Here is a 25,458-nt window from a genome sequence, read left to right on the forward strand (position 1 = left end):
TATAAGAAGATAAGGGGAGGATCTATATGGTAATAACATATAAAGGTTTAAAAATAGAAACACCTTATGATGCAATTCAAGTTGAAGACATAAATATATTAGATCGTATTAATAATCATGCTTGTTTAAATTTAAAGTTATTAATAGAGGAAGGGAAAATATTAGAGTATATAAATAAGAATGTTAGTGAAGAAAAGGTAATTGTATGGAGGGTTGAAGAAAATACTGGTGAAGAAACTAAACTATTTGTAGGAAAAATAAATGAAATGGTTATGTCTTATGAAAGCGGAGTTCATGCAATGGAACTACAATGTGTTTCTTATACAAAGGAGTTTGATATTAAAAAAAATAGTAGAACTTTTTGCAATTTAGACATGACTTATGAAGAAGTTATAACAAAAGTTTTAGAACCGTATTCAAAGAAAAATTTCATTGATAACATAACCAATGGACAGACTATTGGAGAATTTATTCTACAATATGAAGAGACAGATTGGGAATTTTTAAAGAGGATAGCAAGTCATTTTAATGGTGTATTACTTGCTGAATCTACAGAAGAATATGGACGATTTCATTTTGGAATACCAGAATTAGATAATAGTAAAGAAATAAATATAGATGAATATGAAGTAGTAAAAGACATTGATAATTACAATAAGCGAGAAGCTATGGGATTTGAAGAGAATTTTCTTCAAGAATATACAACCTGGGATATTATAAGTCCAAGTAAATTAATACTTGGTGAAAAAGTTGTGTTTAACCAAGTTAAATGTGTAGTAGCTAAAATTCATACTGAAGTTTATAAAGAAGAAATAAGAACAATATACACTATAGGTCTTAAAAGAGGACTTAGAACTACTTATATGGTAAATCATAAGATTTTTGGAATGAGTATTCCTGCAACAGTTAAAGATGTAAAAGGAAATACCATGAGTGTTCATTTTGAAATAGATCCAGTATTTGAAGCTTATTCAAATCAAAAGTACTTTACTTATGCAATAGAAAGTAGTGCATGGTATTGTATGCCAGAGAAAGAAAGTCAGGTTCATATCTATTTTTCAACTAATGATGAAAAAGAAGCAATTGCTATCCATGCAGTAAGAAGTGCAGATGGAGCAGCAAAATACGCAAGTAAAACACAAAATCCAGATATTAAGTCATTTTCTCATACGGGAGGAAGTGAAATGAAACTAACACCAAGTGATATGGATTTTTCACCAGGTGGTGGAGGTGTAAGTTTAAACTTAGCACAATCGGGAGATGTATCTCTTAGTGGAAAAAATATAAATCTTACAGCTACTGATAATGTGGAACTTGGAATGAGAGATGGTAGTGGCGATGTACCACCCTTTAGACCACAAAGCATAGAGCTTTCAGCTAAAAGTAAAATAGAAGTATCAAAAGGAGGAACTATAGGTTGTAATATAGTTGAAGAAACATCCTTAGGAGCTACTAAAATTGATTTTGCAGGAACAAGTAAAGACCCCGTAGAAATGCCAGCAGCAGTAACAACGTGGGAAAATACAGATGCTCAGGCTCAAATAGATCAAATGAATGCAGGAGCATTAGAATTTGAAAAAGCAAAGATTGATGCAGCAAAAGCAAAAACGTCAGATGGTTTGTTTGTAGCAATTTTAGGAGGAGCAGCTGTAGTAGCAGGGATTATCATATTAGCAACTGCAACCGTGTTAACAGGTGGAGTTGCTCTTGCAGCTGGTGTAGCCATAGTAAGTGGTATTACAGGAGCAGCTATTGGGGCATCACAAGTAGGAGAAGGAATTCAAGATTATCAGAAAGCCCAGGCAGGAGATTACTCTAAATCAAAGAATTTTATGAGGGATACTGTATGTGGAGGAAATCAAGGAGTATATAATGCAATTAAATGGACAACAACCATTATTAATGGAATAGCAATAGCATGGGCAACTGGTGGAGGATCAATGGAAGTTCTTGCGAGCCTAGGTAAAGGAGCAGTAGTTGATGGTGGTATGGCAGGCGGAATGGGATTAGCATCTGATTTATTGGATGATGGTAAAATAAATAATGGTTTAGAGAGTTATGGTAATTTAATTAGTAGTGCAGTAGCCGTGGGAGGGATTACTAGAGGATTTTCCATGCGAGGAGGAAAAGGTGCTAAGGGAGAATCACCTAAGAACCCTGACGGAAAATCAATTTCAGGTAAAAATGAGACTAAATCTATTGAAAATAAAAAGTGTACTAAAGACCCTATTGATACAGTAACAGGAAGTTTATATATACCAGCAACAGATATTGTATTACCAGATATACATGAAGAATTTAAGATTGAAAGAAAATATGAATCTATAAATGAAGATGTAAGTGTATTAGGTAAGAGTTGGAAATTAAACTTTGATAGCTTTTTAGATATTAGAGATAAGAAAGTAAAGGTACTTTGTACTGATGGACATGTTGAAACCTTTAATAAGGTAGATGAAAATTGGTTAAATGACAAAGGTGGAGCAAAGATATATTCCTTAAAGAACGAAAAAGATTATTGGATGTTTAAATCTAATAAAGATAAAAAGATTTATAAATATGATAACTTAGGAAAACTTTTAAATATAACAAATAAATTTGGAAATAAACTAGCGATAGAATATCTAGGAGAAAATATTGAAACTCTAACAACTTTCTCAAATTATAAATTATTTTTCACATACAAAGATGGAAAAGTAATTGAAATAAAAGATGAGTTAGGTAGAACAGTTCAATATAAATATGATGAAGATTATTTAACAGATGTTATTCATGTTGACCAAGGAATAACAAGGTATACTTATGATGAAAAAGGTTATATAAGCAGTGTAACAGACCAAAATGGACAAACTTATACTAAGAACTTCTTTGATAAAAAAGGAAGAGTAATAAGACAAGAATATCCAGATGGAGATTTTGCAACAGCAAGTTATGATGAAGGTGAAAGAGAAAATACGTTCTATGGCAATGATAGTCAAGCAACAGAAAAATTTAGATATAATAAAGATGGTTTAGTAACACATTTATTATACGAAGATGGAAGTATTGAAGAATACAAATATGATGATTATCAAAACAAAATTTATATAAAAGATAGAAACAACTTTGAAACGAATAAAGTTTACGATGAAATAGGTAATTTACTAAAAGAAACTTTACCAAATGGATTAAAAACAGAATACACTTATGATGAAAATAACAACCTAATAAAAGAAACAGATAATGAAGAAAAAGAAATTATCAATGCTTATGACAGCCAAGGTAATTTAAAGAGCAAGAAAACAAAGATTTCAGTTGGAAATTGGAATACTGAAAGTTACACATATGACTCCTATGGAAGAATTCTAAGCAGAACTGATGGTAATGGAAATACTTCAAAATATGAATATGACCGTGGAAATTTCATAGAAGGAAAACAAGGAAAAGACCCAGTAAGAGTAATCACAAATAGTGGATATGAGTATGAATATGATTATGATAAAGTAGGCAGAAATACCGAAATAAAAACTGATTATGGAACAATAGAATTTGGTTATAATAACTTAAATTTTATTGCAAGTATTAAAGATGGTAATGGAAATGTAACAATAAAAAATTATGATAACATGGGTAATTTAACAAGTCTTTATACTCCAAATGCTTGCATAAAAGGAAGTATTTCTGATGAAGGTTATAAATATACTTATGACCATTTTGATAGACTTATAAGCATAAAAAATCCACTTGGAATAATAGAAAAAAACATAAGAGATAGCGAAGGAAACATAATAAAAGAAATAAATCCTAACTATTATAATAATGAAATTTATGATGGTATTGGAATTGAGTATGTTTATGATAAAGATAATAGAAAAATAAAAACTATTTATCCAGATGGAGGAATAGAAAGATTCTTCTATGATGCTAATGGAAATGTTATAAGACATATAAGCCCAGAGTACTACAATAAAGAAACTGATGATGGGTTAGGGTATAGTTACAGTTATGATTCAATGAACCAATTAAGTTCTATAATAAATGAAGCAGGAATTACAGAAAAGACCTTTGAATATGATCTTCATGGAAATATTATAAAGGAAATAGATAATGAAGGAAATGCAACTTTATTTAAATATGACTTACTTGGGAATTTAATTGAGAAGAGAGTTCCAGCAGAAAGAGACGAAAGCGAAGTTGCGATTAAGTATAATTTAACTTGCTACACTTACGATAAAAATGGGAATAAAATCTTAGAAAAACATGGAATTGACTTAGTAGATGAAGATGAAGTTTGTAATTATTATCATGAAATCTACTTTGAATATGATGAAGAAAATAGAATTGTAAATGTTAAAGATAAATATGGAGCAAAAGCATTTTACAAATATGATTGCCTAAATAATAAGACTTACGAAAGCTTTAAGATTAATGATACGACTAACAAGGTAATTCATTATGTTTATGATAAAGTAGGAAACTTAATACAAAAGAAAGAAGAAATAAACGGAGCCTTTGTATCACCAGAAACTGCTGGAAAAAATGTTTGGGCAATAACAAATTATGAATATGACAAAAATGGTAATATAATAAAAATCCTAACTCCAAAAGGCTATGAAATAGGACGAGTTTATGATAAAGCAGATAGAGTTATAGAACAGCATGAAAAAGATGAAGTTAATGGAATATTTAGAAGTTATGTTTATAACTATGATAAAGCTGATAATGTTGTAGGTTTAAGTGAATATTCTGGTGAAGAAGCAAAGATTATAAGTAATAAATTTGTAAGTGAAAATGATTATAAAATACATTGGACTCAAAGATATGAGAATAAAAAAGAAAATGACAAGTTATTTGAAGAACTTAAATTTCAAGAAGATAAAAAGAAAAAGACTTATACCTATGATTCACAAAATAGACTTACTCATTTTGTTAATGTTTCAGGAAATACAACAAGATTGTTCTATGATAAAAATGATAGAATAATAAAACAAGTACTTCCAGAACAATATGATGAAACTAGAGATGATGGAGTAGGAACAACTTACGCCTATAACTTAAAAGGCCAAGTTATTGAAGTAAAAAATGCTTTAGGTGAAACTGTAACTAAAAATACTTACGATCCTAAGGGAAATATAAAAACTTCAATTGATGGAGAAAATAATAAAGTTGAGTACACTTATACATTACTTGGTCAAATTAAGGATGTTATTACTCCAAACTCAAGAAAAGAAAATAGATCAGCTCAAAGTTATAAGTATGATGCTCGAGGTAATATTACTGGAATTACTGATGGTAATGGAAATGAAACAGGATACTTTTTAGATGATTGGGGAAGAATTACTCAAATAACTACACCAGAAGGTGGAACTGAAAAGTATACTTATGATTTTGCAGGAAATATAACAAGTACTACTGATGCAAATGGTGGAACTATAGAATACTTCTATAATAGCTTAGGACAAGTGTGCGAAATAAAAGATCAAGAAGGAAATAGCGAATATTTCTATTATGACAGTGAAGGTAATTTAACTAAGCATATTGATAGAAAGCAAAATCATGTAGATAGAAAATACAATGTGGATAGAAATATAGTTGACCTAAAAGCTTATCAAATTGATGAAGAAGCTGTAGCATTAGAAGCAAAGAAAGCTGAAGAAGCTAGAGCAAAAGCTAGGGAAGAGGCTGAAAATAAATCAGAAGAAGGTTTTATAACTAACTCATTAAGCCAAGTACCTCGCAGAAGAAGCTTTACAGAACGATTAAAAGATAAAGAAGACAGACAAGAAAAACAAAAGCTAGAAGAACAAAATCAAAAAATAGAAAAAGTAGAAGATCCAAACAAAAATAAATTAAATGTAATAGATCAAAGATTTAAATATAATCCAGATGGAACTTTGAAAAATGCATATACTGGGAACATGCAATATGAGTACGATTATAATATTGAAGGAATGTTGGAATCTAAGAGTGCATCGGGAAGAACTCTTTTAAAGTATACTTATGATAAAAATAGTAACATCAAAACTATAAAAGATATAACTGGAAAGAGCAGTATTTACAGTTATGATGATACTAATAGAACTAAAGAAATAAAAGATGATAAAGAAAATACTTTAGCAACCTACGATTATTATAAAAATGATAGTATAAAATCTGTGACTGTTGGAAATGGATTAAAGACAGATTACAGTTATGATGGGGATGGCAATGTACAAAGCTTAGTTACAATATCACAAAACGGTGAAGTATTAGTAGATTACAATTATGCTTATGACCTTAATGGAAATAGACTACAAAAGGTAAGCTCAAAGCATAAGAATTTCTATAGTTATGATTCAATGAACAGACTTGTTGATTCTAGCTACGATGACCGATGCGAAAGCTTAACTTATGATAAAGTAGGTAATAGATTAACGAAGACTACAAATGATATTACAGAAAAGTATTTTTATAATGTGAAGAATCAGTTGAAGGAACTTCATAATAAAAATGGAGTAAACTACTTTACTTATGACAAGCAAGGAAATACAATTAAAGAGGAAACAACAACTGGAAATAATATCTTTGAGTACAATACTTTAAATCAACAAGTTAAAGCTATAACTAAGGAAGGAAATACTTTAGTTAGTAGATATGATACTGAAGGATTAAGAGCAGAAATTGAAGAAAATGAAAAGTTAACTAAGTTTATTTTCCATAAGGGTAATCTTTTAGTTGAAACTGATAAGGATTATAATTCAATTTCTAGATTTACTAGAGGTTATGAGGTTGTTGCTGCTGATATTGCAGAAGCAAGTGAAGAATCAAAATATAACTTAAATAGATACTATTATACTGTTGATGAACAAGGTAGCACTACATTTATTACTGATAAGAATCAGCAAGTTAAAAATGAATATTATTATGATGCTTTCGGAAATATTTTAGACAGCAAGGAAGAAGTTCATAATAGGATAACTTATACTGGTCAGCAGTTTGATGGCATTACAGAACAGTATTATTTGAGAGCTAGATTCTATAATCCTGTTATTGGTAGATTTACTCAAGAGGATACTTATAGAGGTGATGGATTAAATCTTTATGTATATTGTGGGAATAACCCTGTTGCTTATTACGACCCTTCTGGATATTTATGCAGCACTAAAATAAATCAATACAATAAAGAAGTAAGTGAATTTAAGGGTAATAGAGGGGAATATTTAAGAAATAAGTTTAATAAGGGGGCAGGTAAAGCTGATATATTAAAAAATGCTGGACTAGATAAATTAAAGGTGGATGAAATAGTATCTATACCTAAAGGTAGTAGACCAGACCCTACCACATATCTGAGTAAGGAATATATTGATACGCATTTGTCTCAATTTGATGATGGCCTGTCCGTTATTCAGACAGAGTGGGCATATGGAAGATATTCAGAAACAAATGGTTTCATAGGAGTTCCAGATGATAATACTTTATTTGTATTGCCTAAAAAATACTGTGATGGGGTAGTTTCTAGAGCAAATGGTAATATATCAATTATTGAAAAGGAACTGGGTTTCCCAAATGGATATTTTAGTGATGGCGGTGGATTAGTAAGAATTGATTGTGACGATGTCACTGGAGTTAACTTAAGGATTCCAAGTGGAAATGAAACAGGTGCTAATTCATTATGGCTTCCTGGAGGATATACATCAGGAAATGTACCAGAAGCAATCTCAGACATAATACCATTGGACCAAACAAGCATAAGTAGAATTAATGTAGATTAGGAGAAAAGAAAATATGAATTATGATGATTTGATAAACAAAGCAATTAAAAATGATGAAATTCAAAATCTGTTATGTGGTAAAAAGCCGTATGAAGTAGAAGTATCTAAGTTTACATCAGATGTATTTCCAACAGATATCAATGCAGTTTTAGTAAATTGTTTTTACAAGCAGTATAAAAATATAGAAAAAATAAATGCATTATTTGAAAACAGTTTGAAGCAGATGTTAAAGGGGAATGCATGTAATGTTTATATTACTGCTTTATACTTTGATGCATGTATTTTTCAGGAGGAAATAGGAAAGGCAACATTTTTTATCAATAAAGAAATCCTAGGACAAAAGATAAAAGAAGCAGTAGATAAAAATAAAGATGAGTTATCCCAAAGTATAATCTTTGAAAATGGGATGAAAAAAAATAATCCTTTAAAGAATATTGAGAATTTTAGCAAGTATTATAAAAATAAGTATAATTTTAGTATTATTTAAATTATGTGTATACTTTAAAACTATTAATTCGTAAATCACAAGTTTACTAATTGTATTGTAGTTGTTATGAATTAATAATCTACAATATAATTAATAGATAATATATGTTGAAGTTCCAAGATTGAAACAGAATCATAATGTAAGTAAAATAACAATTATAGACACTGAAACACTAATGGAAAAGTTGTATTTTAAATATAATATATCATGAAGATAACAAAAAAATGTCATATATTAAGGTTGAGATTAATGGTAGAATAGTTAAAATTGAAGTGGAAAAGATAATAGGAGGATTTATTGCTTTTAAAAATGAAGTAATAGATGAAAAATTAAAGCAAGAAATTATAATTAAAGTTACCGATGAAACTAAAAATTCTCATTTAGTAATAACTTTTGAATAACTAAATGCTTAATTGATAGAATTTTTAGATGCATAACAAAATTCATGTAGAAGTATAATTAAAATTAACAGAGGTAATAAAAATTTATACTGCATAATAATAATTCTGTAGTGAGCTTAACTCAATGTAAAAATCAATTGGATAATCCAATAGATGCTGAAATAGTGTCTATTGGATTTTTCTATATAGTAATAAAATAATTTGACTAAAATTACGCCCTTGTGCCCAAATTAAGTAATACCAAGAGTTTTGAACAAGTCAAATACACCCTAATTGTGTCCTAGAGACATCCTAAAAGTAAATAAGATAGACCAGTAATAGAAGTTGATTCTGTTGCTGGTCTTTTTGCTATAACTAAAAGTGAAAAATGAAAGGAAGATAAAAATGATAAACCCAGCAGTTTAGCTTCTAAATCATAGAACCCTTGAAATCAGTAGTGTTTTCAGTAATTTAAAGAGTGTATCAAATTCGGAGAATTTTCACTATAAATGAAGCCTCATTTTTGTTAAACTATTAACCGAAATGGGGTTTTATACTTGAGAAAAAATTACTTTGTTAAATTGGTGAGATACATGAAGAATGTTTATCATATTGAAAATGGACTAAATAAATTATCAGATGGAAGAGTTAATCCTACATATAAGACAGCGCAAGTTATAACACTTGTCCTTTTAGGCTTTTTGCTTAGAGTAAAAAGTTTCAATGAATTAAATTTGATGATTAAAAATAATGAATTTAAAGAATTATTTCGTCGTGGTACACAGTTGCCACTGGTTGATGCTATTAGAGATACGCTCAAGGTCATTAATATTAAAGGCTTAAAACAAATAAATGAATATATAATAAAAAAGGCAATAGAAAATAAGGTTTTTGAAGATGGAACAATTGACGGATATACGGTGGCTGCTATAGATGGAACAAAATTCTTTGGAAGTAATAAGAAAAGCTGTCCGGAATGCTTGAGGAATAAAGCTCATTGTTTTCACAGTGGAGCCGTCATGTCAATAGTTGGAGTTGGACCAAAGCTTGTTATTGACTTTGAAAATTATAGGCCTGGACAAGATTCAGTATCAAAGGATGAAGGAGAGCAAAATGTAGCAAAGAGGCTACTTACAAATGCAATAAGTGTTCATAAAAAATTAATTGATGTTGTGGTTTACGATGCTCTTGCCTGTAATTCAGTTTGGATCAATCATTGTGTAAAACATGATGTTGAAGTAATTGTTAGAGCGAAGAATAACAATAATAACAGCATTAGGGAAGTGAAAAAGAGAGTAAATAAGTCAGAGCTGGTTGAAGCTTGGACAGATGAAAAAGGCTTTGAAAAAATTGAAGTATATGAGTCGGTATTTACTATGGACAAGGTATTAGAGCCATTGCGTTTTGTGAAATATGCAATGAAATACCCAAATAAAAAGAGGTCACAAATCATGATTGTAACGACGTGTATGAATATGAAACTTAAGACTTTATTTAAAATAATAAGAGGACGCTGGGATATTGAAAATTCAATTTTTAATAATTTGAAAAAAGAATGTGGCTTAGAACATTGCTTTGTCCATGGTGGTAACGCAGTTGAAGCAGTGCTTTATTTGATATTTATTGCATCAAACATAATGCAGTTATTTTTATTTAGAAGGCTGAGAAAACAATTTTCAACGCAGCGAGAAATTGTAAGGCTTTTATTAAAGGGACTATATATAATGAAGTATAAATTTGAATTGGTTTTTAATAGTACTTAAAGGATAAAAAACAGAATAAGTAATAAGTAATTTTGGGGTAGGGGGAATTCTATCTATTTTCGGAAGATTGGTTGTTATTAACCACAATGTTTATGGGAATAATGGAAAAAATTAATAAAGTTATGTATAATTGAAGCAAAGGCTAGATTCCTGTACTTATGATGGTGATGGCAATGTTCAAAGTTTAGTTACGGTAACTTCAACTGGAGAAGTTTTAGTAGATTATAATTATGCCTATGATTTAAATGGAAATAGACTACAAAAGGTAAGCTCAAAGCATAAGAATTTTTATAGTTATGATTCAATGAATCGTTTGGTGGATTCTAGCTATGATGGAAGACAAGAAAGCTTTACTTATGATAAAGTTGGTAATAGGTTAACTAAAACAACTAATGATATCACTGAAAGATATGTTTATAATGTAAAGAACCAACTAAAAGAACTTCATAATAAAAGTGGGATAAATTACTTTACATTAGATAAACAAGGAAATACAATAAAAGAGGAGACATCAACTGGAAATAATATCTTTGAGTATAATACTTTAAATCAACAAGTTAAAGCTATAACTAAAGAAGGAAATACTTTAGTTAGTAGATATGATACTGAAGGTTTAAGAGCAGAAATTGAAGAAAATGAAAAGTTAACTAAATTTATTTTCCATAAGGATAATATTTTAGTTGAAACTGATAAGGATTTTAATTCAATCTCTAGATTTACTAGAGGATATGAAGTTGTTGCAGCTGATATTTCAAATGGAGAATTTGAGTCAGAGATAAAAAGATATTATTATACTCAAGATGAGCAAGGTAGTACAATTTATATTACAGATAAAAATCAAAGTGTTAAAAATGAATATTATTATGATGCTTTTGGAGGTGTTCAAAATAGTACCGAAGAAGTTCATAATAGAATAACTTATGCTGGGCAACAGTATGATGGTATCACTGGCCAGTATTATTTAAGAGCTAGATTTTATAATCCTGTTATTGGAAGATTTACTCAAGAGGATATTTATAGGGGCGATGGATTAAATCTTTATGCTTATTGTGCTAACAATCCTGTTAGTTATTATGATCCGAGTGGCTGTGCTCTTTGTAGTAGAAATAAGAAAAGGATATTTAATAATTATAAAAAATTAAGAGATGAAGGATTTAGCTCACAAGAAGCTTATAATTATATGAAAGAAGCTAGAAATGCACAAGGAACTGTTGAAAGAGGACTTGTAGGTGAAGACTTGATGGATGATATAGTGGTAAATAAAAATGAATATACTAAGTTACCATCTAAAGTTGAAGGAAACCATGGTATAGATGGAGTATATGTCAAACATGATGTAAATGGCAATATAAATGATGTTGTAATAGGGGAAGCTAAATTTGGAAATTCTAGATTAGGCAATACATCAATGGGCAAACAAATGAGTGATGATTGGATTGATGCTAATATAGGTAAAATGGGATTGTCTAGTGATAAAGCTACTAGAGAAGCTGGAAAGGCTTTAAGAGATTTCTTGGACAATGGAGGTACGTATACTAAACAGTTATTTAAAATAAAACCTAGTGGGTATTTTAGGCGAAGTAGCCTTTAAAATACAATCAAAGTCTAATATGTATAGGTGTTTTTATTAAAAGGAGGATTAATATGACAAGTGAAAAAAAGGAATATTTAACAGAATTATATTCTGATAGCGTAGAAAGAGTGAATAAGTTAACAGCATTAATAAAAAATAATTCGGGTAATATTCCACGAGCATATGATGGATTGGAATTTGAACGAAAAATATTAGGTATAGTAGTGTATTTATTAAATAATGATGTTTTAACAAGTAAGAAAAATTTTTATAAATCAACTTTAGCAAGAGAATGGACTTATGATTCATATAAGAGTGGAAAATATGAGATTAGTAAGAACAAGGTAACAACATATGTTTATGAATCGTTATTTTATTCTATCTTAAGTGGAAGTAAAGAAAGAGCAACTCATATGGCTAATCTTTTTGGCGGAAGGCTAGAAGAAAAAGATGATTTCTTTGCAAACATATTGCTTGGTTATGGATTGAAATATATAATATTAGATGATAAAGAAAATGCTTATGAATATATAAATAAGTTAGAAGAAAATAAAGATAAACGAGGAATGAAACAATATAGTAGTGGATATAAAAGAGTATATAAAGGATTAATTGACAGAGATGAAAAAGAATTTAATGAAGGTTTATTGTTCATGTTGAAGAATCATAAATCTAGAATGAAGAAGAATGGGAACACTTTAGAACAAGATTTTGCATATGACAGCATAGCTTTAGCTATGATTGCTAAGGAAAGAGGAATAAATATAGAAGTTAAACATGAATTATTACCTCTTGAATATTTAGAACCAGTATATATTGATTATAATACATTAGGTTTATTTGATTAATATTTCAAAACTTATTTAATAGTATTTAAGCCTGAAGCTAAATTGCTTTAGGCTTTTTTAAATCCCAAAGTAATTTGGATTTAAAAAATTAAATACAGTTTTCAATTGGTTTATATATGATAAGCAAGAAAATACAATAAAAGAAGAATGGAGATGCTCAACCAGAAGATATAATAGCTGAATTAAATAAAATGGCTAAGAAATCAGGAATAGAGAAATATAAGGCTAAACTTAAGCTTTAGTAAGGTTTATATTTATAAGTACAAGGAGGATTTTAAATAAATGAAAGAGGAGTTTTATATTTTAGAAGAAGATTGCGAAAAGCATTATGCAGAAGCAATTTATAAAAGTAATAATCCTAAAATAGAAATATGTGAATTGTGTAATGGAAGACGAGTTACACTTACTTCAAATCTTCAGGTATATTTTGAAGGTAAAAAGAAGGCTGATTATTACTCAGTTACACAGTATTCTATAATAAGTGAAAATATGTACAATATTTTAAAGGAAAATAATATAACTGGTTTTGATACTAGCGATATTCATGTGACAGGATGTTATGATGCAAGAGGAAATAAAATAGATTTTGATACTAATGGATTAAGAGAAATGATTATTTTGGGGAATTGTGGATTCTTAAGGAAAACTGACGGAAATTTAATAGAAAAATGTGAAAAATGTGGGAGAGTCAAGCCAGTTGATAAAGAAGACGTTATTGGATTAAAAATTAGTATAGATGAGTGGGATGGATCTGATATTTTTCAGTTCAAGAATTTTAAAGGGGTGCCGATTGTGACTCAAAAAGTAAAAGATATATTGGAAAAAAGCAAAATTAAGAATGTAACTTTTATAAATATAAAAGACTATAAATTAGATTAGCAATTTTTTGTTAGTAAGTATTAATGTTAAAGGCAGCATTAATACTTACTAATTTTATTAAACCAAATATCCAAACAAGGAGAAGTATAAATGAATTGGGAATATTATAATGAATTATCAAAAAGATGGTGTGACGAAGGAAAATCATATGCAGAAGCAACAAATAAATTTGTAGAAGATGGAACAAAAAAGGGGTGGGATAATATTGGTGATGAACCAGAAGAAACAAGGTATGATATAGCAGAGAAAGTAGTTGAGATAATTAAACAGGCTAATAGAGAAAATGAAATTGAGGGGTTGCGCACATACTTTCCACCAGCACATGTACCATTAATGGATATTTTTGAAAAAAATAGGCCAAGCTATTACATCTGTTTTAATTACACGTGATGGAAAAATAATATTTAAAGCTGGAGATGCATTTGAAAAAGGGAAATTATTCATAATAGAAGATAATCAAGTCAATATTATACAAGAAGCTTTGTATGTTGGATGTTCACGAAATAAAAAGATTTATGCAATTGCTTATAAAGATTGCATAAGAACATATTATGGGTCAGCAGTTTAGCTTCAAAATCACAGAACCATTGAAATCAGTAGTGTTTTCAGCAATTTTAAAAGTGTATCAAATTCGGAGAATTTTCACTATAAATGAAGCCTCATTTTTGTTAAACTATTAACCGAAATGGGGTTTTATACTTGAGAAAAAATTACTTTGTTAAATTGGTGAAATACATGAAGAATGTTTATCATATTGAAAATGGACTAAATAAATTATCAGATGGAAGAGTTAATCCTACATATAAGACAGCGCAAGTTATAACACTTGTCCTTTTAGGCTTTTTGCTTAGAGTAAAAAGTTTCAATGAATTAAATTTGATGATCAAAAATAATGAATTTAAAGAATTATTTCGTAGTGGTACACAGTTGCCACTGGTTGATGCTATTAGAGATACGCTCAAGGTCATTGATATTAAAGGCTTAAAACAAATAAATGAATATATAATAAAAAAGGCAATAGAAAATAAGGTTTTTGAAGATGGAACAATTGACGGATATACGGTGGTTGCTATAGATGGAACAAAATTCTTTGGAAGTAATAAGAAAAGCTGTCCGGAATGCTTGAGGAATAAAGCTCATTGTTTTCACAGTGGAGCCGTCATGTCAATAGTTGGAGTTGGACCAAAGCTTGTTATTGACTTTGAAAATTATAGGCCTGGACAAGATTCAGTATCAAAGGATGAAGGAGAGCAAAATGTAGCAAAGAGGCTACTTACAAATGCAATAAGTGTTCATAAAAAATTAATTGATGTTGTGGTTTACGATGCTCTTGCCTGTAATTCAGTTTGGATCAATCATTGTGTAAAACATGATGTTGAAGTAATTGTTAGAGCGAAGAATAACAATAATAACAGCATTAGGGAAGTGAAAAAGAGAGTAAATAAGTCAGAGCTGGTTGAAGCTTGGACAGATGAAAAAGGCTTTGAAAAAATTGAAGTATATGAGTCGGTATTTACTATGGACAAGGTATTAGAGCCATTGCGTTTTGTGAAATATGCAATGAAATACCCAAATAAAAAGAGGTCACAAATCATGATTGTAACGACGTGTATGAATATGAAACTTAAGACTTTATTTAAAATAATAAGAGGACGCTGGGATATTGAAAATTCAATTTTTAATAATTTGAAAAAAGAATGTGGCTTAGAACATTGCTTTGTCCATGGTGGTAACGCAGTTGAAGCAGTGCTTTATTTGATATTTATTGCATCAAACATAATGCAGTTATTTTTATTTAGAAGGCTGAGAAAACAATTTTCAACGCAGCGAGAAATTGTAAGGCTTTTATTAAAGGGACTATATATAATGAAGTATAAATTTGAATTGGTTTTTAATAGTACTTAAAGGATAAAAAACAGAATAAGTAATAAGTAATTTTGGGGTAGGGGGAATTCTATCTATTTTCGGAAGATTGGTTGTTATTAACCACAATGTTTATGGGAATAATGGAAAAAATTAATAAAGTTATGTATAATTGAAGCAAAGGCTAGATTACTGGATATACTGTGGTTGCTATAGATGGAACAAAATTCTTCGGGAGTAATAAGAAAAGTTGTCCGGAATGTTTAAGAAATAAAGCTCATTGTTTTCATAGTGGGAGATGGATCAAAACTAGTTATTGATTTTGAAAATTATAGGCGCGGACAAGATTTTGTATAAAAGGATTCAATTTTACATTCAAAAAAGAAACTAGTTTTTAGTTTAAGAAAAGCATTATATGATATATAATAAAAGTATAAATATATTTAAGGTGTGGTGATTAAAGTGGTAAGAAAAAAAGTTTTAGATGATGGATTTATAATGTCACCTAAGAATGATTTTGTTTTTAAATTATTATTTGGTGATGAAAAGAATAAGGATTTATTGATAGAATTATTAAATGCAATACTTAAAATGCCACATGATGAATTAGAAGAGATAGAACTAATTAATACAGAATTATTAAGAGAGTTTTCAGAAGACCGAAAAGGAATATTAGATGTTAGAGCTAAAACAAAAAATGGTGAACATATAGATATAGAAATTCAAGTTTTATATACACAGTATATGGCAGAGAGAACTTTGTTTTACTGGAGCAAGATGTATAATGGACAGATAAAATCAGGAGATACTTATGATAAACTTGAAAAATGTATAACAATAAATATAGTTGATTTTAAATGTATAGAAATAAATAAACTTCATACAAGTTTTCATATAACAGAGGATGAAACTAATCAAAAATTAACTGATGTGTTAGAAATTCATTATTTAGAACTACCAAAGTTATTTGATGATAGTGTTCCTAAAGATGAAGATGAACCAATTGTTCAATGGATGATGTTTTTACAAGCAAGAAATAAGGAGGCATTTGAGATGTTAGCAGAAAAAAATGATAAAATAAGAAAAGCCTATAATATTCTTGAGGTTATAAGTAAAGATGATAAGGCAAGAGCTGCTTATGAATCAAGAGAAGCAGAGCTTCATGATCAAATGACAAGATTGAAAAGTGCAAAGGAAGAAGGAATTAAAGAAGCAACAATAAAAAATGCTAAGAACTTTTTGATTATGGGATTAGATGTTGATATGGTTGCTAAAGGAACTGGATTAAGTGTTGAGGAAGTTCAGAAAATTAAGAAAGAGTTAAATTAGTAGAAATCTCTTGGAAGTACATTTTTTAGAACTACCTAAGCTATTTGAAATAGAAAATCTTAGTGATGTAGATGATCCAACTTTAGAGGGGCTTGAATTTATAAATGCTCAGTCAAAGGAGGAGATAGAAGTGTTAGCTGAAAATAATGATAATATAAAAACTACTTACAAGATTTTAAAAGTAGTGAGTAAAAGCAAGGAAGCTAGAAGGGCATACGAAGCAAGACAAGCAGAAATAATGGATCAAATGACTAGAGAAAAAACTGCGGAAGAAAGAGGAATAGAAAAAGGAATAAAAAAAGAAAAAATAGAAAATGCTAAAAACTTTTTGTTATTAGGAGTTGATATAGAAACGATAGCAAAGGGTACTGGATTAAGCATAAAGGACATAGAAATGTTAAAAATAAATTGAATTGAAAGAGCAATATATTTTACAAAAATCACTTGGGATTCAATTAGCCTAAGTGATTTTTTTGACTTAATGATTTATAGAGACCTTAAGCCATCAATTTAGCTTCTAAATCATAAAACCATTGATATTGAAGGACTAAAATTCATATTAAAGATATAGATGTGGAAATGTGAAATTTGTTTTCTTATATAATGATGTTATAATAAATATAAGTTTAGGCCAGGATTAAAAATGAAGATTATATATTGAAAATGTATCAGTGTAAGACTAGTTACATGAGATATTATGAGGAGTGTATATTATGGAATTAAATGCAGGTAACATGCACGAGCTAAAGGAAGAATGGATTGATAATATAAAATACATGACATCAAGACCAAGATACAATCATATAGAATTACAGGGAGAATTATATTTTCAAATAAGAACATATTTTAAAAAGAAGTGTAGTGTCGCAAATGAAGGAGCATTATTTTTAACAAAAGATAATCCTATTGATATTAAAGAAGATAAAAATAAGCTTAATGAATTAATAAAATCAAAAAAAGCAGAAGTGGCTCCAGATGTTGCAGTATATTGTGATAAAAATCAAATCTTCTATAGAGGTTATATTGGAATTCCACAATTAGTTATAGAAGTTTTAAGTCCATCAAATTCAGATGATGATACTATTGCTAAGAAAAATTTATATGAAGAATATGGTGTACCTGAATATTGGATTATTTCACCTATGAGTAAAAAGGTATGGATTTATTCATTAGTAGATGCTAGGTATGAATTAAAGCATAACTGCTCTTTAAATGATAGATTTAAATCTATAAGATTTGATGAGTTAGAAATAGATTTATCAGATGTTGAACTAATAGAAGAAGAATAAAAAATTAATAGATATATAAATCCATTTTTATAGGGAGAGGATAACTTGAATTTAGAAAAGAGAATAGTTGATGAAATAAAAGATATAGCAAGCAAACATAAATATATTAATAAAGTTATTCTTTTTGGGTCACGAGCAAGAGGAGATAATTCAATTAAAAGTGATATTGATTTAGCAATATATGCAGATAGCTCTATAGTAGAATTTATTGAAGATATTGAAATGAATACAAATACTTTATTAGAATTTGATTTTTCAGATATGAATGTTGCATGTGATAAAGTTTTTATAGAGCAGATTAAAAAAGAAGGGATAGTAATTTATGAGAAGTGTTGACTTTAAATATATGAATCTAAAAAAAGCTTATGATAGACTTGTAGAAGTAAGTGATTTGTATGATGGTAAAAATGATATTATAAGAGATAGTCTTATACAAAGATTTGAATTCACTTATGAGCTTACTCATAAAACCCTTCAAGAATTTATGAAGTATCTAGGGGTAACCCTTGAAAATTCATTTCCGCGCACAATATTTAAAAAAGCTTATGTAAATAATATTATTTCAGATGAGTTAGTTTGGATAAGTTTATTGGAGGATAGAAATTCCACATCACATATTTATAATGAAAATTTGGCAGATGAAATTGCAAGTAGAATAATGAATAAATATGTTGATGCTATCGGGGAATTAGTTATAAATTTAGAAAAGTTAAAATAGTAATTATTTTGAACTATAAGGCATATTCAAGAAAATAATAGACCATTATGAGTATCTATTGTTTTCTTGAATATGCCTAAAATTATATGTAGAATACATTTAACAAATAGATAACTCCGACAGAAATTACTGCAACCAGTAAGAGTTTTTGTCCTTTATAAGCTAACAATAATGCAACTCCAGTGCCGAATGCTGAAAATATCATATTACTTGTACTATAAAATATAGCAGGGAAGGTCATTGCTCCTAAAACTGCATATGGCATGTAACTCAAGATTGATTGTATGTAAATTGATTTTATTCTTTTTTTAAATATGGTAAAGGGAATTACTCGTGGCAAATAACTTACTAGTGCCATAACTAATACGCATATAAATACATACATTATTTAAACATCCTCCTTTGATTTTTTTATTGGACAAAAATATGCCACAATTGCAGAGGCTAAAAGTGATGAAATTATTATAGCAAAGCCAGATGATATTTGATGTAAAAATGGAACATATCTAAATAATAAGCTAAAGAAAACAGCTATAAAAATTACTAGTAAAATGGGCTTTGATTTTTTTGCTTCTGGTATTATTAAAGCTATAAACATAGCATATAATGCGATTCCTAAAGCATCTTGAAGCTTAATTGGTAAAATGGTACTAGTGACAGCACCAAGGAAAGTTCCAAATGTCCAGCCTATAATTGGAAGAGTTATTAATCCAAACATATAAGGTGCAGTTAGTGGTTTTTCTTCTAATGAAGCTACAGCAAAGGTTTCGTCAGTTACTCCAAATGCTAATATTAACTTTTCAAGTAACGTCGTGGTTCTGGCGAGCTTTTGTGATAAAGATAAAGACATGAGCATGTACCTAATATTGATCACAAAGACTGTTAGAGCTATTTCAAAATAAGAAGCTGTTTGAAAAATTAATTGAATACCTGCAAATTGTCCGGCAGATGTTACATTAGTAAATGAAATAAAAACTGCCATTAAAGGACTAACGCCTCCGCTTACAGCCATCATACCAAAAGTTAAAGATACGGATATATATCCAAGTCCTATAGGTAATCCTTTCTTAAGCCCATCTTTAAATTCATCTAAAAAAGCAATATGATGATTTTTATTAATATTGCAGTTAATATTTTCCGTCAAAATAAATCCCCCTTGATTTTTTTACTATATTAAATTATAACAAAAAAATTCTAAAATGAAAAAAATATTACAGATTATTATTTTGTTTGTTGCAAATGAAACGGAAATCATGGTGTTATTCTAGTATAATAACATCATAGAGTAAATAATTTAATGTAAATAACAGCAAGAGAGAATGTTTTAATATAAATTTAAATGAACGTAAAAAAATAATATAGGATGGTGGATTTTATGATAAGAAGAGTTATTAAAATTGATGAAGAAAAGTGTAATGGGTGTGGACTTTGTGCAAGTGCTTGTCATGAAGGTGCAATTGGAATGGTGAATGGGAAAGCAAAGTTATTACGTGATGATTATTGTGATGGACTTGGAGATTGTCTTCCTTCATGTGCAACTGGTGCAATTACTTTTGAAGAACGTGAAGCAGATGAGTATGATGAAGAAGCTGTACAAATTCATATGGAAAAAAGAAAAATGGAACAAAAAAATATAGAGGTAAATAAAAATGAAAAAATATCATTTGGTTGTCCAGGATCACAAGCAAAAGCAATAAATCATAATAAAGTAGAAATTAAAAGTGCTCCTAGTACTAGCGATGTAGGATCACAATTGAATCAATGGCCTGTACAAATTAAACTTGTACCACAAAATGCTGGGTATTTAAACAATGCTAATTTACTTATAGCAGCAGACTGCACTGCTTATGCATATGGTGATTTTCATAATAAATTTATGAAAAACAAAATTACACTTATAGGGTGTCCAAAGCTTGATGAAGGAGATTACGCAGAAAAACTTACAGCAATTTTAAAAATGAATGATATTAAGAGTCTTACAGTAGTAAGAATGGAAGTACCTTGCTGCGGAGGCATCGTAAATGCAGTTAAGAATGCACTTAAGGCAAGTGAAAAGATGATTCCTTGGCAAATAGTAACTATTTCAACTAATGGGGAAATTATTGAGTAAGAACAAACTATAAATGAAATAAAAAAATAGAGTATACTTCTATCGTAAATTTTTAAGATAGAAGTATACTCTATAGTTGTTTGTACATGAATAGAAAAAAATATTCATTATATAAAAATAGAGGATATTATGGATATTGTGTAGAATACTATAAAGTAACTAGATTATACAAGGGGGAGTATATATGAATAAGAGGAAAGTGTTAATACCAATAGATGGAACTGAAAGAAGTATGCATTCTTTAGAGTTCGTAAAAGAGATATTTCCCAAAGACTCGGTGGAAATCATAATAATGAATGTAAAAGAATTGGTATTAATAAATGAAATGATAGTTGCTGATGAAATACAATTTGCTCAAGAATTGGGATCTGAAATATTGGAAGCAGCTAAAGAAAAGATGAAAGGTTATACAACTGAAACATTTTTCACTTTTGGATATCCAGGAGATGAAATTATAAAGAAAGCAAATGAAGAAAATATAGGTATAATAGTTATGACAAAATCAACAAAAAGAGGTTTAACTAGAATGATAGGTTCAGTTACAACAAATGTTGTGAAACGTGCTAAATGCATTGTGATGATAGTTCCAAATGATTTTACAATTAGTATAAAATAATTGTAAAAGAATTCATAAAGGCAGATTTTAAGAAATACTATCTTAAAAAGATTATATTTTAGGATCGTATTTAGTCATATAAAATAACAAGTCAATTATATTAGAATATTGACTTGCTATTTTTTATGTGCTTTATATTGGAATATAGAATTTTCCAGTATATAATGATATAATTAGACGAACTTATTTACTAAATTGCAGTTAATAGGTAATAATATAATAATAAGAAATCTTTAAAAAAATTATTTTTAAATGTTAAGGAGAAAGAAATGAGAGCAGTTTATAGAAACCCAAAAGAATTAGCAACATGTTTAAAGGATATTGTAGATGCACATGATGATGATTTAATTTCATATGAAAAAATGGAAGACAGAATCATGAAACTTGTTGAGGCAAATAAGGAAGCTATTTATAAAGAAAAGAACATGTCTGTAAAGATATCTAACATTCTAGGGAATAAAAGAGAAGAAATTATCAATAAAGTAGTACAAAGTAAAATGAAACCAGAGGCTTAGTTACTTTTATAGTTTAGGAGTGAATTTTTAATGGATAAGAAAATAATATTAACAGGAGATAGACCGACTGGAAAGTTACATATAGGTCACTATATAGGTTCTTTAAAAAATAGAGTAGAATTTCAAAACTCTGGATTGTATGAAAGTTTTATAATGATAGCAGACCAACAAGCTTTAACTGATAATGCAAGAGATCCTGAAAAGATAAAAAATAGCTTGATAGAAGTTGCATTAGATTATTTAGCAGTTGGAATTGATCCGAGCAAATCTACCATATTTATACAATCACAAATACCAGAATTAAATGAACTTACTATGCATTATTTAAATATTGTTACATTATCAAGATTAGAAAGAAATCCAACAGTTAAAGCAGAAATAAAACAGAAGAATTTTGAAAATAGCATTCCAGCTGGATTCCTTATTTATCCAGTTAGCCAAGCAGCAGATATAACAGCATTTAAAGCAACTACAGTTCCAGTTGGAGAAGATCAATTACCAATGATTGAACAAACTAGAGAAATTGTTAGAAGCTTTAATTCTATATATGGAGAAGTTTTAGTAGAGCCAGAAGCAATAATACCTAAAGAAGATACTTGTGGAAGATTACCTGGTACTGATGGGAAAGCTAAAATGAGCAAATCAATAGGAAATTGTATATATTTATCTGACGATGCAGATACAATTAAAAAGAAAGTTATGTCAATGTATACAGATCCGAGTCATATTAAAGTAGAAGATCCAGGACAAATAGAAGGAAATACTGTATTTACTTATTTAGACGTTTTTGCAACTGATAAAGATGCAGTAGAAGAGATGAAAGAACACTACAAACGTGGTGGGCTTGGTGATATGAAGGTTAAAAAATACTTGAATGAAGTAATGCAAGCCGAACTTGAACCAATAAGAAACAGAAGAATAGAATTTGAAAAAGATATTGATGCTATATATGATATGCTAAAAGATGGTAGTGATAAAGCTAGAGCAGTAGCAGCAAATACTTTAAGAGAAGTCCGGACCGCAATAGGCATAGAGTATTTTACAAAAAAATAGATGAATAAATAAAAGCCACTATGGGGGGAAAGCTGAAATGAAAGCTACGGGTATAGTAAACTATGAGCTAGACGATGCATTTCGTATTTTTATGAAAAATGCAAAAAAGGATTTTCCAGAATTTAATGAAGAAAATCCAAAAGGATGTAATTTCATGAAAAATATACAAACTGGAGCTCCAAAGCCAGTAGAATGTACAATTGAAATAACTGAATATATAAAAAATGAAAAATATGAAATTACAACTTCAACAAGCTTTACAAAATGTGTATCTACATATATGTTTAAGGGTCAAAAAGATGGTACAACTAAATTGATATTTGAAGAAAATCAACCCTATGAAAAGTTTGTATCATATACAACAATATGGATTCAAAGACTTATGGCTAGACGTACATTTAAAGCAAAGTTTAACCATACTGTAGAATGTCTTAACAATGAATTAAAAACGTATTTTAGTAATATTGAGAGAAGTAAACCTAAAAATAAGGAAGTAACTGAATAAGATTAAGGCACAATCAAAAAAATAACAAGTCCATTTGCCAGTCTATTTTCCATCATAATGGAAGCTCGATTCGCATTCGCTCACTGAGTAAGCGATTCACACCAAATCATAGATTTGGGTTCACTGCTCACGTCGGCAAATTGACCTAATAGGCCTGCTATGAGGGCAATTAGTCTCCTTGCCTGATGAAAAATATTCATGGCAACTTTGGACTTGTTATTTATTTTCATGTGCCTAAAAAGCATTTGGGTTGTTTCGAAATATTTTATATTTTGAAACAACCCATTTTTTTATAATTATGCCCAATTACCATCTTTAAATATTTGAATTTCTTCACCATTAGCTTTTACACCAAGTATATTTGTATCTTTTGTTCCTATCATGAAATCAACATGTTCTAATGAAACATTGGCACATGCTATTTTTTTCTCATCTTTAGTCATTTTTTCTCCATTTTTTATGCAACATGGATATGAGGAGCCAAGAGCTAAATGACAAGAAGCATTTTCATCATATAATGTATTGTAGAAAATTATATTTGAATTTGAAATTGGAGAATTAAAAGGTACTAAAGCAACTTCGCCTAAACGATTTGAACCTTCATCAGTATTTATTAATTCTTTTAAAATATCTAGTCCAGTTTCAGCTTTGCAATCTATAACTTTACCGTCCTTAAAGGTTAATGAAAAATTATTTATTAAATTTCCACAGTAGCTTAAAGGCTTTGAACTAAATACAATTCCATTTACTTCATCTAATTTTGGTGTAGTATAAACTTCTTCTGTTGGCATATTTGCAATAAATTTAAGACCATCTTGTTTAGTGTCTTCTCCACCACACCAAATATGATTTTTAACTAATCCAACTTTTAAATCTGTTCCAAGGGAATTAGTAAAATGTAAATATTCAAATTCGTGAGAATTTAATTCTGATACTTTTTTATGAAGAAGATCAACATGGGTATTCCAAGCTTTAATAGGATCATCTTCATTAAGTCTCATAACATTAAAAATAGCATTCCATAATTTTTCTACGGCGATTTTAGAGGAAGCTTCACTAAAAACTTTTTTAGCCCAATTTTCTGTTGGTATTGAAATTATGCACCATGAATTTTTATTAGAATTACAAGCATCATGATACTTTTCCAAAGCAACACGTTTACTTTTTTGAGATGCAGATATTTTATCTGAATCAACATCTTTAAAAATATCAGGATCAGATGCAGAGATACTTAAAAAAGCAGCATTTTTTTCTACATAATAATTATATCTATCACGCTCAAAATCTGGAGTGAAAGAAAGAACCTCTTTACTAGAATTATTAAATCTAATTTTATTGAATTTCTCATCATTATAATTTATAACAACATCAGAAGCACCAACGGTATAAGCTTCTTCTGCAATCATTTTTGCAAAGTCACTACATTCAATAGGACTATTTATGACTAAGAGACCATCTTTTTGCAAATTTATACCTTTAATAACGGCAAGTTTTGCATATTTTAATAATAAATCATTAAACAATTATATCACCTCATAATTAATAAACTACAGTCATTTATTATCTGAATTTTATGTTATCATAATAATAAAATGACTGCTATTATTATTACATTATTTGAGATGATTATCAAATTTTTTGGAGAAATAGTCTAAAATATTTATTAGGCAAAAAACAATATTATATATAAACAAAATGTTTTTAGAATGGAACAAAAAGATAATTATTTAGGATATAATAGCTAGGAAATAGCATATTTAGTTTATAAATCTATACTTTAAGGGAAATAATATAGTATAATAA

The 25,458-nt window shown here is 28.9% G+C and carries 23 protein-coding genes; 20 read left to right on the forward strand and 3 right to left on the reverse strand.

The annotated features are described in order from the left end of the window. Positions 1 to 26: 26 nt before the first annotated feature. The 15 genes from psyc5s11_RS06500 (at position 27) to psyc5s11_RS06570 (ending at position 18,856) form a co-directional block, all read left to right on the forward strand. The gene (locus psyc5s11_RS06500; RefSeq protein WP_224036806.1) at positions 27 to 7,727 is read left to right on the forward strand and encodes an RHS repeat-associated core domain-containing protein; all 7,701 of its coding nucleotides are present in this window, start codon (positions 27 to 29) and stop codon (positions 7,725 to 7,727) included. Between the two features lie 13 nt (positions 7,728 to 7,740). Beyond that, complete coding sequence (locus psyc5s11_RS06505; protein ID WP_224036807.1) at positions 7,741 to 8,214, forward strand: hypothetical protein; 474 nt, start codon at positions 7,741 to 7,743, stop codon at positions 8,212 to 8,214. A gap of 224 nt (positions 8,215 to 8,438) precedes the next feature. After that, positions 8,439 to 8,615 carry a hypothetical protein gene (locus psyc5s11_RS06510; protein ID WP_224036808.1) on the forward strand — a complete coding sequence of 59 codons (177 nt, stop codon included), beginning with the start codon at positions 8,439 to 8,441 and terminating at the stop codon, positions 8,613 to 8,615. Positions 8,616 to 9,187: 572 nt separating this feature from the next. Then, entirely contained in the window at positions 9,188 to 10,357 is a 1,170-nt protein-coding gene (locus psyc5s11_RS06515; RefSeq protein WP_224036809.1) for a transposase, read from the forward strand. A gap of 130 nt (positions 10,358 to 10,487) precedes the next feature. Next, positions 10,488 to 11,948, forward strand: coding sequence for an RHS repeat-associated core domain-containing protein (locus psyc5s11_RS06520; RefSeq protein ID WP_224036810.1), 1,461 nt, complete (start codon positions 10,488 to 10,490; stop codon positions 11,946 to 11,948). Between the two features lie 53 nt (positions 11,949 to 12,001). After that, positions 12,002 to 12,778, forward strand: a complete 777-nt coding sequence (locus tag psyc5s11_RS06525; RefSeq protein ID WP_224036811.1) for an Imm49 family immunity protein — start codon at positions 12,002 to 12,004, stop codon at positions 12,776 to 12,778. 282 nt (positions 12,779 to 13,060) lie between these two features. After that, complete coding sequence (locus psyc5s11_RS06530; protein ID WP_224036812.1) at positions 13,061 to 13,657, forward strand: hypothetical protein; 597 nt, start codon at positions 13,061 to 13,063, stop codon at positions 13,655 to 13,657. A gap of 90 nt (positions 13,658 to 13,747) precedes the next feature. Continuing rightward, positions 13,748 to 14,047, forward strand: a complete 300-nt coding sequence (locus psyc5s11_RS06535) for a hypothetical protein (RefSeq protein ID WP_224036813.1) — start codon at positions 13,748 to 13,750, stop codon at positions 14,045 to 14,047. Next, on the forward strand, positions 14,001 to 14,225 hold the full coding sequence (locus psyc5s11_RS06540; protein WP_224036814.1) for a hypothetical protein: 225 nt from the start codon (positions 14,001 to 14,003) through the stop codon (positions 14,223 to 14,225). Before psyc5s11_RS06535 ends, psyc5s11_RS06540 begins: the two co-directional genes overlap by 47 nt. 167 nt (positions 14,226 to 14,392) lie before the next feature. Further along, positions 14,393 to 15,562 (forward strand): transposase, encoded by a 1,170-nt coding sequence (locus tag psyc5s11_RS06545; protein ID WP_224036815.1) that lies wholly within the window; start codon positions 14,393 to 14,395, stop codon positions 15,560 to 15,562. Between the two features lie 456 nt (positions 15,563 to 16,018). Further along, positions 16,019 to 16,849 (forward strand): Rpn family recombination-promoting nuclease/putative transposase, encoded by an 831-nt coding sequence (locus psyc5s11_RS06550; RefSeq protein ID WP_375542005.1) that lies wholly within the window; start codon positions 16,019 to 16,021, stop codon positions 16,847 to 16,849. A gap of 10 nt (positions 16,850 to 16,859) precedes the next feature. Next, positions 16,860 to 17,261 (forward strand): Rpn family recombination-promoting nuclease/putative transposase, encoded by a 402-nt coding sequence (locus psyc5s11_RS06555; RefSeq protein WP_224036816.1) that lies wholly within the window; start codon positions 16,860 to 16,862, stop codon positions 17,259 to 17,261. A gap of 301 nt (positions 17,262 to 17,562) precedes the next feature. Continuing rightward, positions 17,563 to 18,138, forward strand: coding sequence for a Uma2 family endonuclease (locus tag psyc5s11_RS06560; RefSeq protein ID WP_224036817.1), 576 nt, complete (start codon positions 17,563 to 17,565; stop codon positions 18,136 to 18,138). Between the two features lie 45 nt (positions 18,139 to 18,183). After that, positions 18,184 to 18,474: a nucleotidyltransferase domain-containing protein gene (locus psyc5s11_RS06565; protein WP_224036818.1), complete on the forward strand. Its 291-nt coding sequence runs from the start codon at positions 18,184 to 18,186 to the stop codon at positions 18,472 to 18,474. Positions 18,475 to 18,484: 10 nt separating this feature from the next. Continuing rightward, the gene (locus tag psyc5s11_RS06570) at positions 18,485 to 18,856 is read left to right on the forward strand and encodes an HI0074 family nucleotidyltransferase substrate-binding subunit (RefSeq protein WP_224036819.1); all 372 of its coding nucleotides are present in this window, start codon (positions 18,485 to 18,487) and stop codon (positions 18,854 to 18,856) included. Between the two features lie 82 nt (positions 18,857 to 18,938). On the opposite strand, the gene psyc5s11_RS06575 is transcribed toward psyc5s11_RS06570, so the two are convergent. Both psyc5s11_RS06575 and psyc5s11_RS06580 read right to left on the reverse strand, forming a co-directional pair. Continuing rightward, a complete protein-coding gene (locus psyc5s11_RS06575) occupies positions 18,939 to 19,241 on the reverse strand; it encodes an AzlD domain-containing protein (protein ID WP_224036820.1) in 303 nt (100 codons plus the stop codon). 3 nt (positions 19,242 to 19,244) lie between these two features. After that, entirely contained in the window at positions 19,245 to 20,000 is a 756-nt protein-coding gene (locus psyc5s11_RS06580) for an AzlC family ABC transporter permease (protein WP_375541988.1), read from the reverse strand. 231 nt (positions 20,001 to 20,231) lie between these two features. Here psyc5s11_RS06580 and psyc5s11_RS06585 point away from each other — a divergent pair, with 231 nt between their 5' ends. The 5 genes from psyc5s11_RS06585 (at position 20,232) to psyc5s11_RS06605 (ending at position 23,655) form a co-directional block, all read left to right on the forward strand. Then, complete coding sequence (locus psyc5s11_RS06585) at positions 20,232 to 20,966, forward strand: ATP-binding protein (protein ID WP_224036821.1); 735 nt, start codon at positions 20,232 to 20,234, stop codon at positions 20,964 to 20,966. 184 nt (positions 20,967 to 21,150) lie between these two features. After that, positions 21,151 to 21,582 carry a universal stress protein gene (locus psyc5s11_RS06590; protein WP_224036822.1) on the forward strand — a complete coding sequence of 144 codons (432 nt, stop codon included), beginning with the start codon at positions 21,151 to 21,153 and terminating at the stop codon, positions 21,580 to 21,582. A gap of 269 nt (positions 21,583 to 21,851) precedes the next feature. Continuing rightward, positions 21,852 to 22,097: a TIGR04540 family protein gene (locus tag psyc5s11_RS06595; RefSeq protein WP_224036823.1), complete on the forward strand. Its 246-nt coding sequence runs from the start codon at positions 21,852 to 21,854 to the stop codon at positions 22,095 to 22,097. Positions 22,098 to 22,127: 30 nt separating this feature from the next. Further along, on the forward strand, positions 22,128 to 23,150 hold the full coding sequence (gene trpS, locus psyc5s11_RS06600; protein ID WP_224036824.1) for a tryptophan--tRNA ligase: 1,023 nt from the start codon (positions 22,128 to 22,130) through the stop codon (positions 23,148 to 23,150). 37 nt (positions 23,151 to 23,187) lie between these two features. Beyond that, positions 23,188 to 23,655, forward strand: a complete 468-nt coding sequence (locus psyc5s11_RS06605) for a DUF3284 domain-containing protein (protein WP_224036825.1) — start codon at positions 23,188 to 23,190, stop codon at positions 23,653 to 23,655. A 296-nt stretch (positions 23,656 to 23,951) separates the two neighbouring features. On the opposite strand, the gene psyc5s11_RS06610 is transcribed toward psyc5s11_RS06605, so the two are convergent. Next, a complete protein-coding gene (locus tag psyc5s11_RS06610; RefSeq protein WP_224036826.1) occupies positions 23,952 to 25,178 on the reverse strand; it encodes an aminopeptidase in 1,227 nt (408 codons plus the stop codon). Positions 25,179 to 25,458 lie beyond the last annotated feature (280 nt).

It is taken from the genome of Clostridium gelidum (genome assembly GCF_019977655.1).
In the GTDB taxonomy this organism is placed as follows: Bacteria; Bacillota; Clostridia; order Clostridiales; family Clostridiaceae; genus Clostridium; species Clostridium gelidum.

Coding starts and splice junctions, on each gene's coding strand:
- psyc5s11_RS06500 (WP_224036806.1), top strand. CDS start 27: ATGGTAATAACATATAAAGGTTTAAAAATAGAAACACCTTATGATGCA.
- psyc5s11_RS06505 (WP_224036807.1), top strand. CDS start 7,741: ATGAATTATGATGATTTGATAAACAAAGCAATTAAAAATGATGAAATT.
- psyc5s11_RS06510 (WP_224036808.1), top strand. CDS start 8,439: ATGTCATATATTAAGGTTGAGATTAATGGTAGAATAGTTAAAATTGAA.
- psyc5s11_RS06515 (WP_224036809.1), top strand. CDS start 9,188: ATGAAGAATGTTTATCATATTGAAAATGGACTAAATAAATTATCAGAT.
- psyc5s11_RS06525 (WP_224036811.1), top strand. CDS start 12,002: ATGACAAGTGAAAAAAAGGAATATTTAACAGAATTATATTCTGATAGC.
- psyc5s11_RS06530 (WP_224036812.1), top strand. CDS start 13,061: ATGAAAGAGGAGTTTTATATTTTAGAAGAAGATTGCGAAAAGCATTAT.
- psyc5s11_RS06535 (WP_224036813.1), top strand. CDS start 13,748: ATGAATTGGGAATATTATAATGAATTATCAAAAAGATGGTGTGACGAA.
- psyc5s11_RS06545 (WP_224036815.1), top strand. CDS start 14,393: ATGAAGAATGTTTATCATATTGAAAATGGACTAAATAAATTATCAGAT.
- psyc5s11_RS06550 (WP_375542005.1), top strand. CDS start 16,019: ATGTCACCTAAGAATGATTTTGTTTTTAAATTATTATTTGGTGATGAA.
- psyc5s11_RS06560 (WP_224036817.1), top strand. CDS start 17,563: ATGGAATTAAATGCAGGTAACATGCACGAGCTAAAGGAAGAATGGATT.
- psyc5s11_RS06570 (WP_224036819.1), top strand. CDS start 18,485: ATGAATCTAAAAAAAGCTTATGATAGACTTGTAGAAGTAAGTGATTTG.
- psyc5s11_RS06575 (WP_224036820.1), bottom strand. CDS start 19,241: ATGTATGTATTTATATGCGTATTAGTTATGGCACTAGTAAGTTATTTG.
- psyc5s11_RS06585 (WP_224036821.1), top strand. CDS start 20,232: ATGATAAGAAGAGTTATTAAAATTGATGAAGAAAAGTGTAATGGGTGT.
- psyc5s11_RS06590 (WP_224036822.1), top strand. CDS start 21,151: ATGAATAAGAGGAAAGTGTTAATACCAATAGATGGAACTGAAAGAAGT.
- psyc5s11_RS06595 (WP_224036823.1), top strand. CDS start 21,852: ATGAGAGCAGTTTATAGAAACCCAAAAGAATTAGCAACATGTTTAAAG.
- trpS (WP_224036824.1), top strand. CDS start 22,128: ATGGATAAGAAAATAATATTAACAGGAGATAGACCGACTGGAAAGTTA.
- psyc5s11_RS06605 (WP_224036825.1), top strand. CDS start 23,188: ATGAAAGCTACGGGTATAGTAAACTATGAGCTAGACGATGCATTTCGT.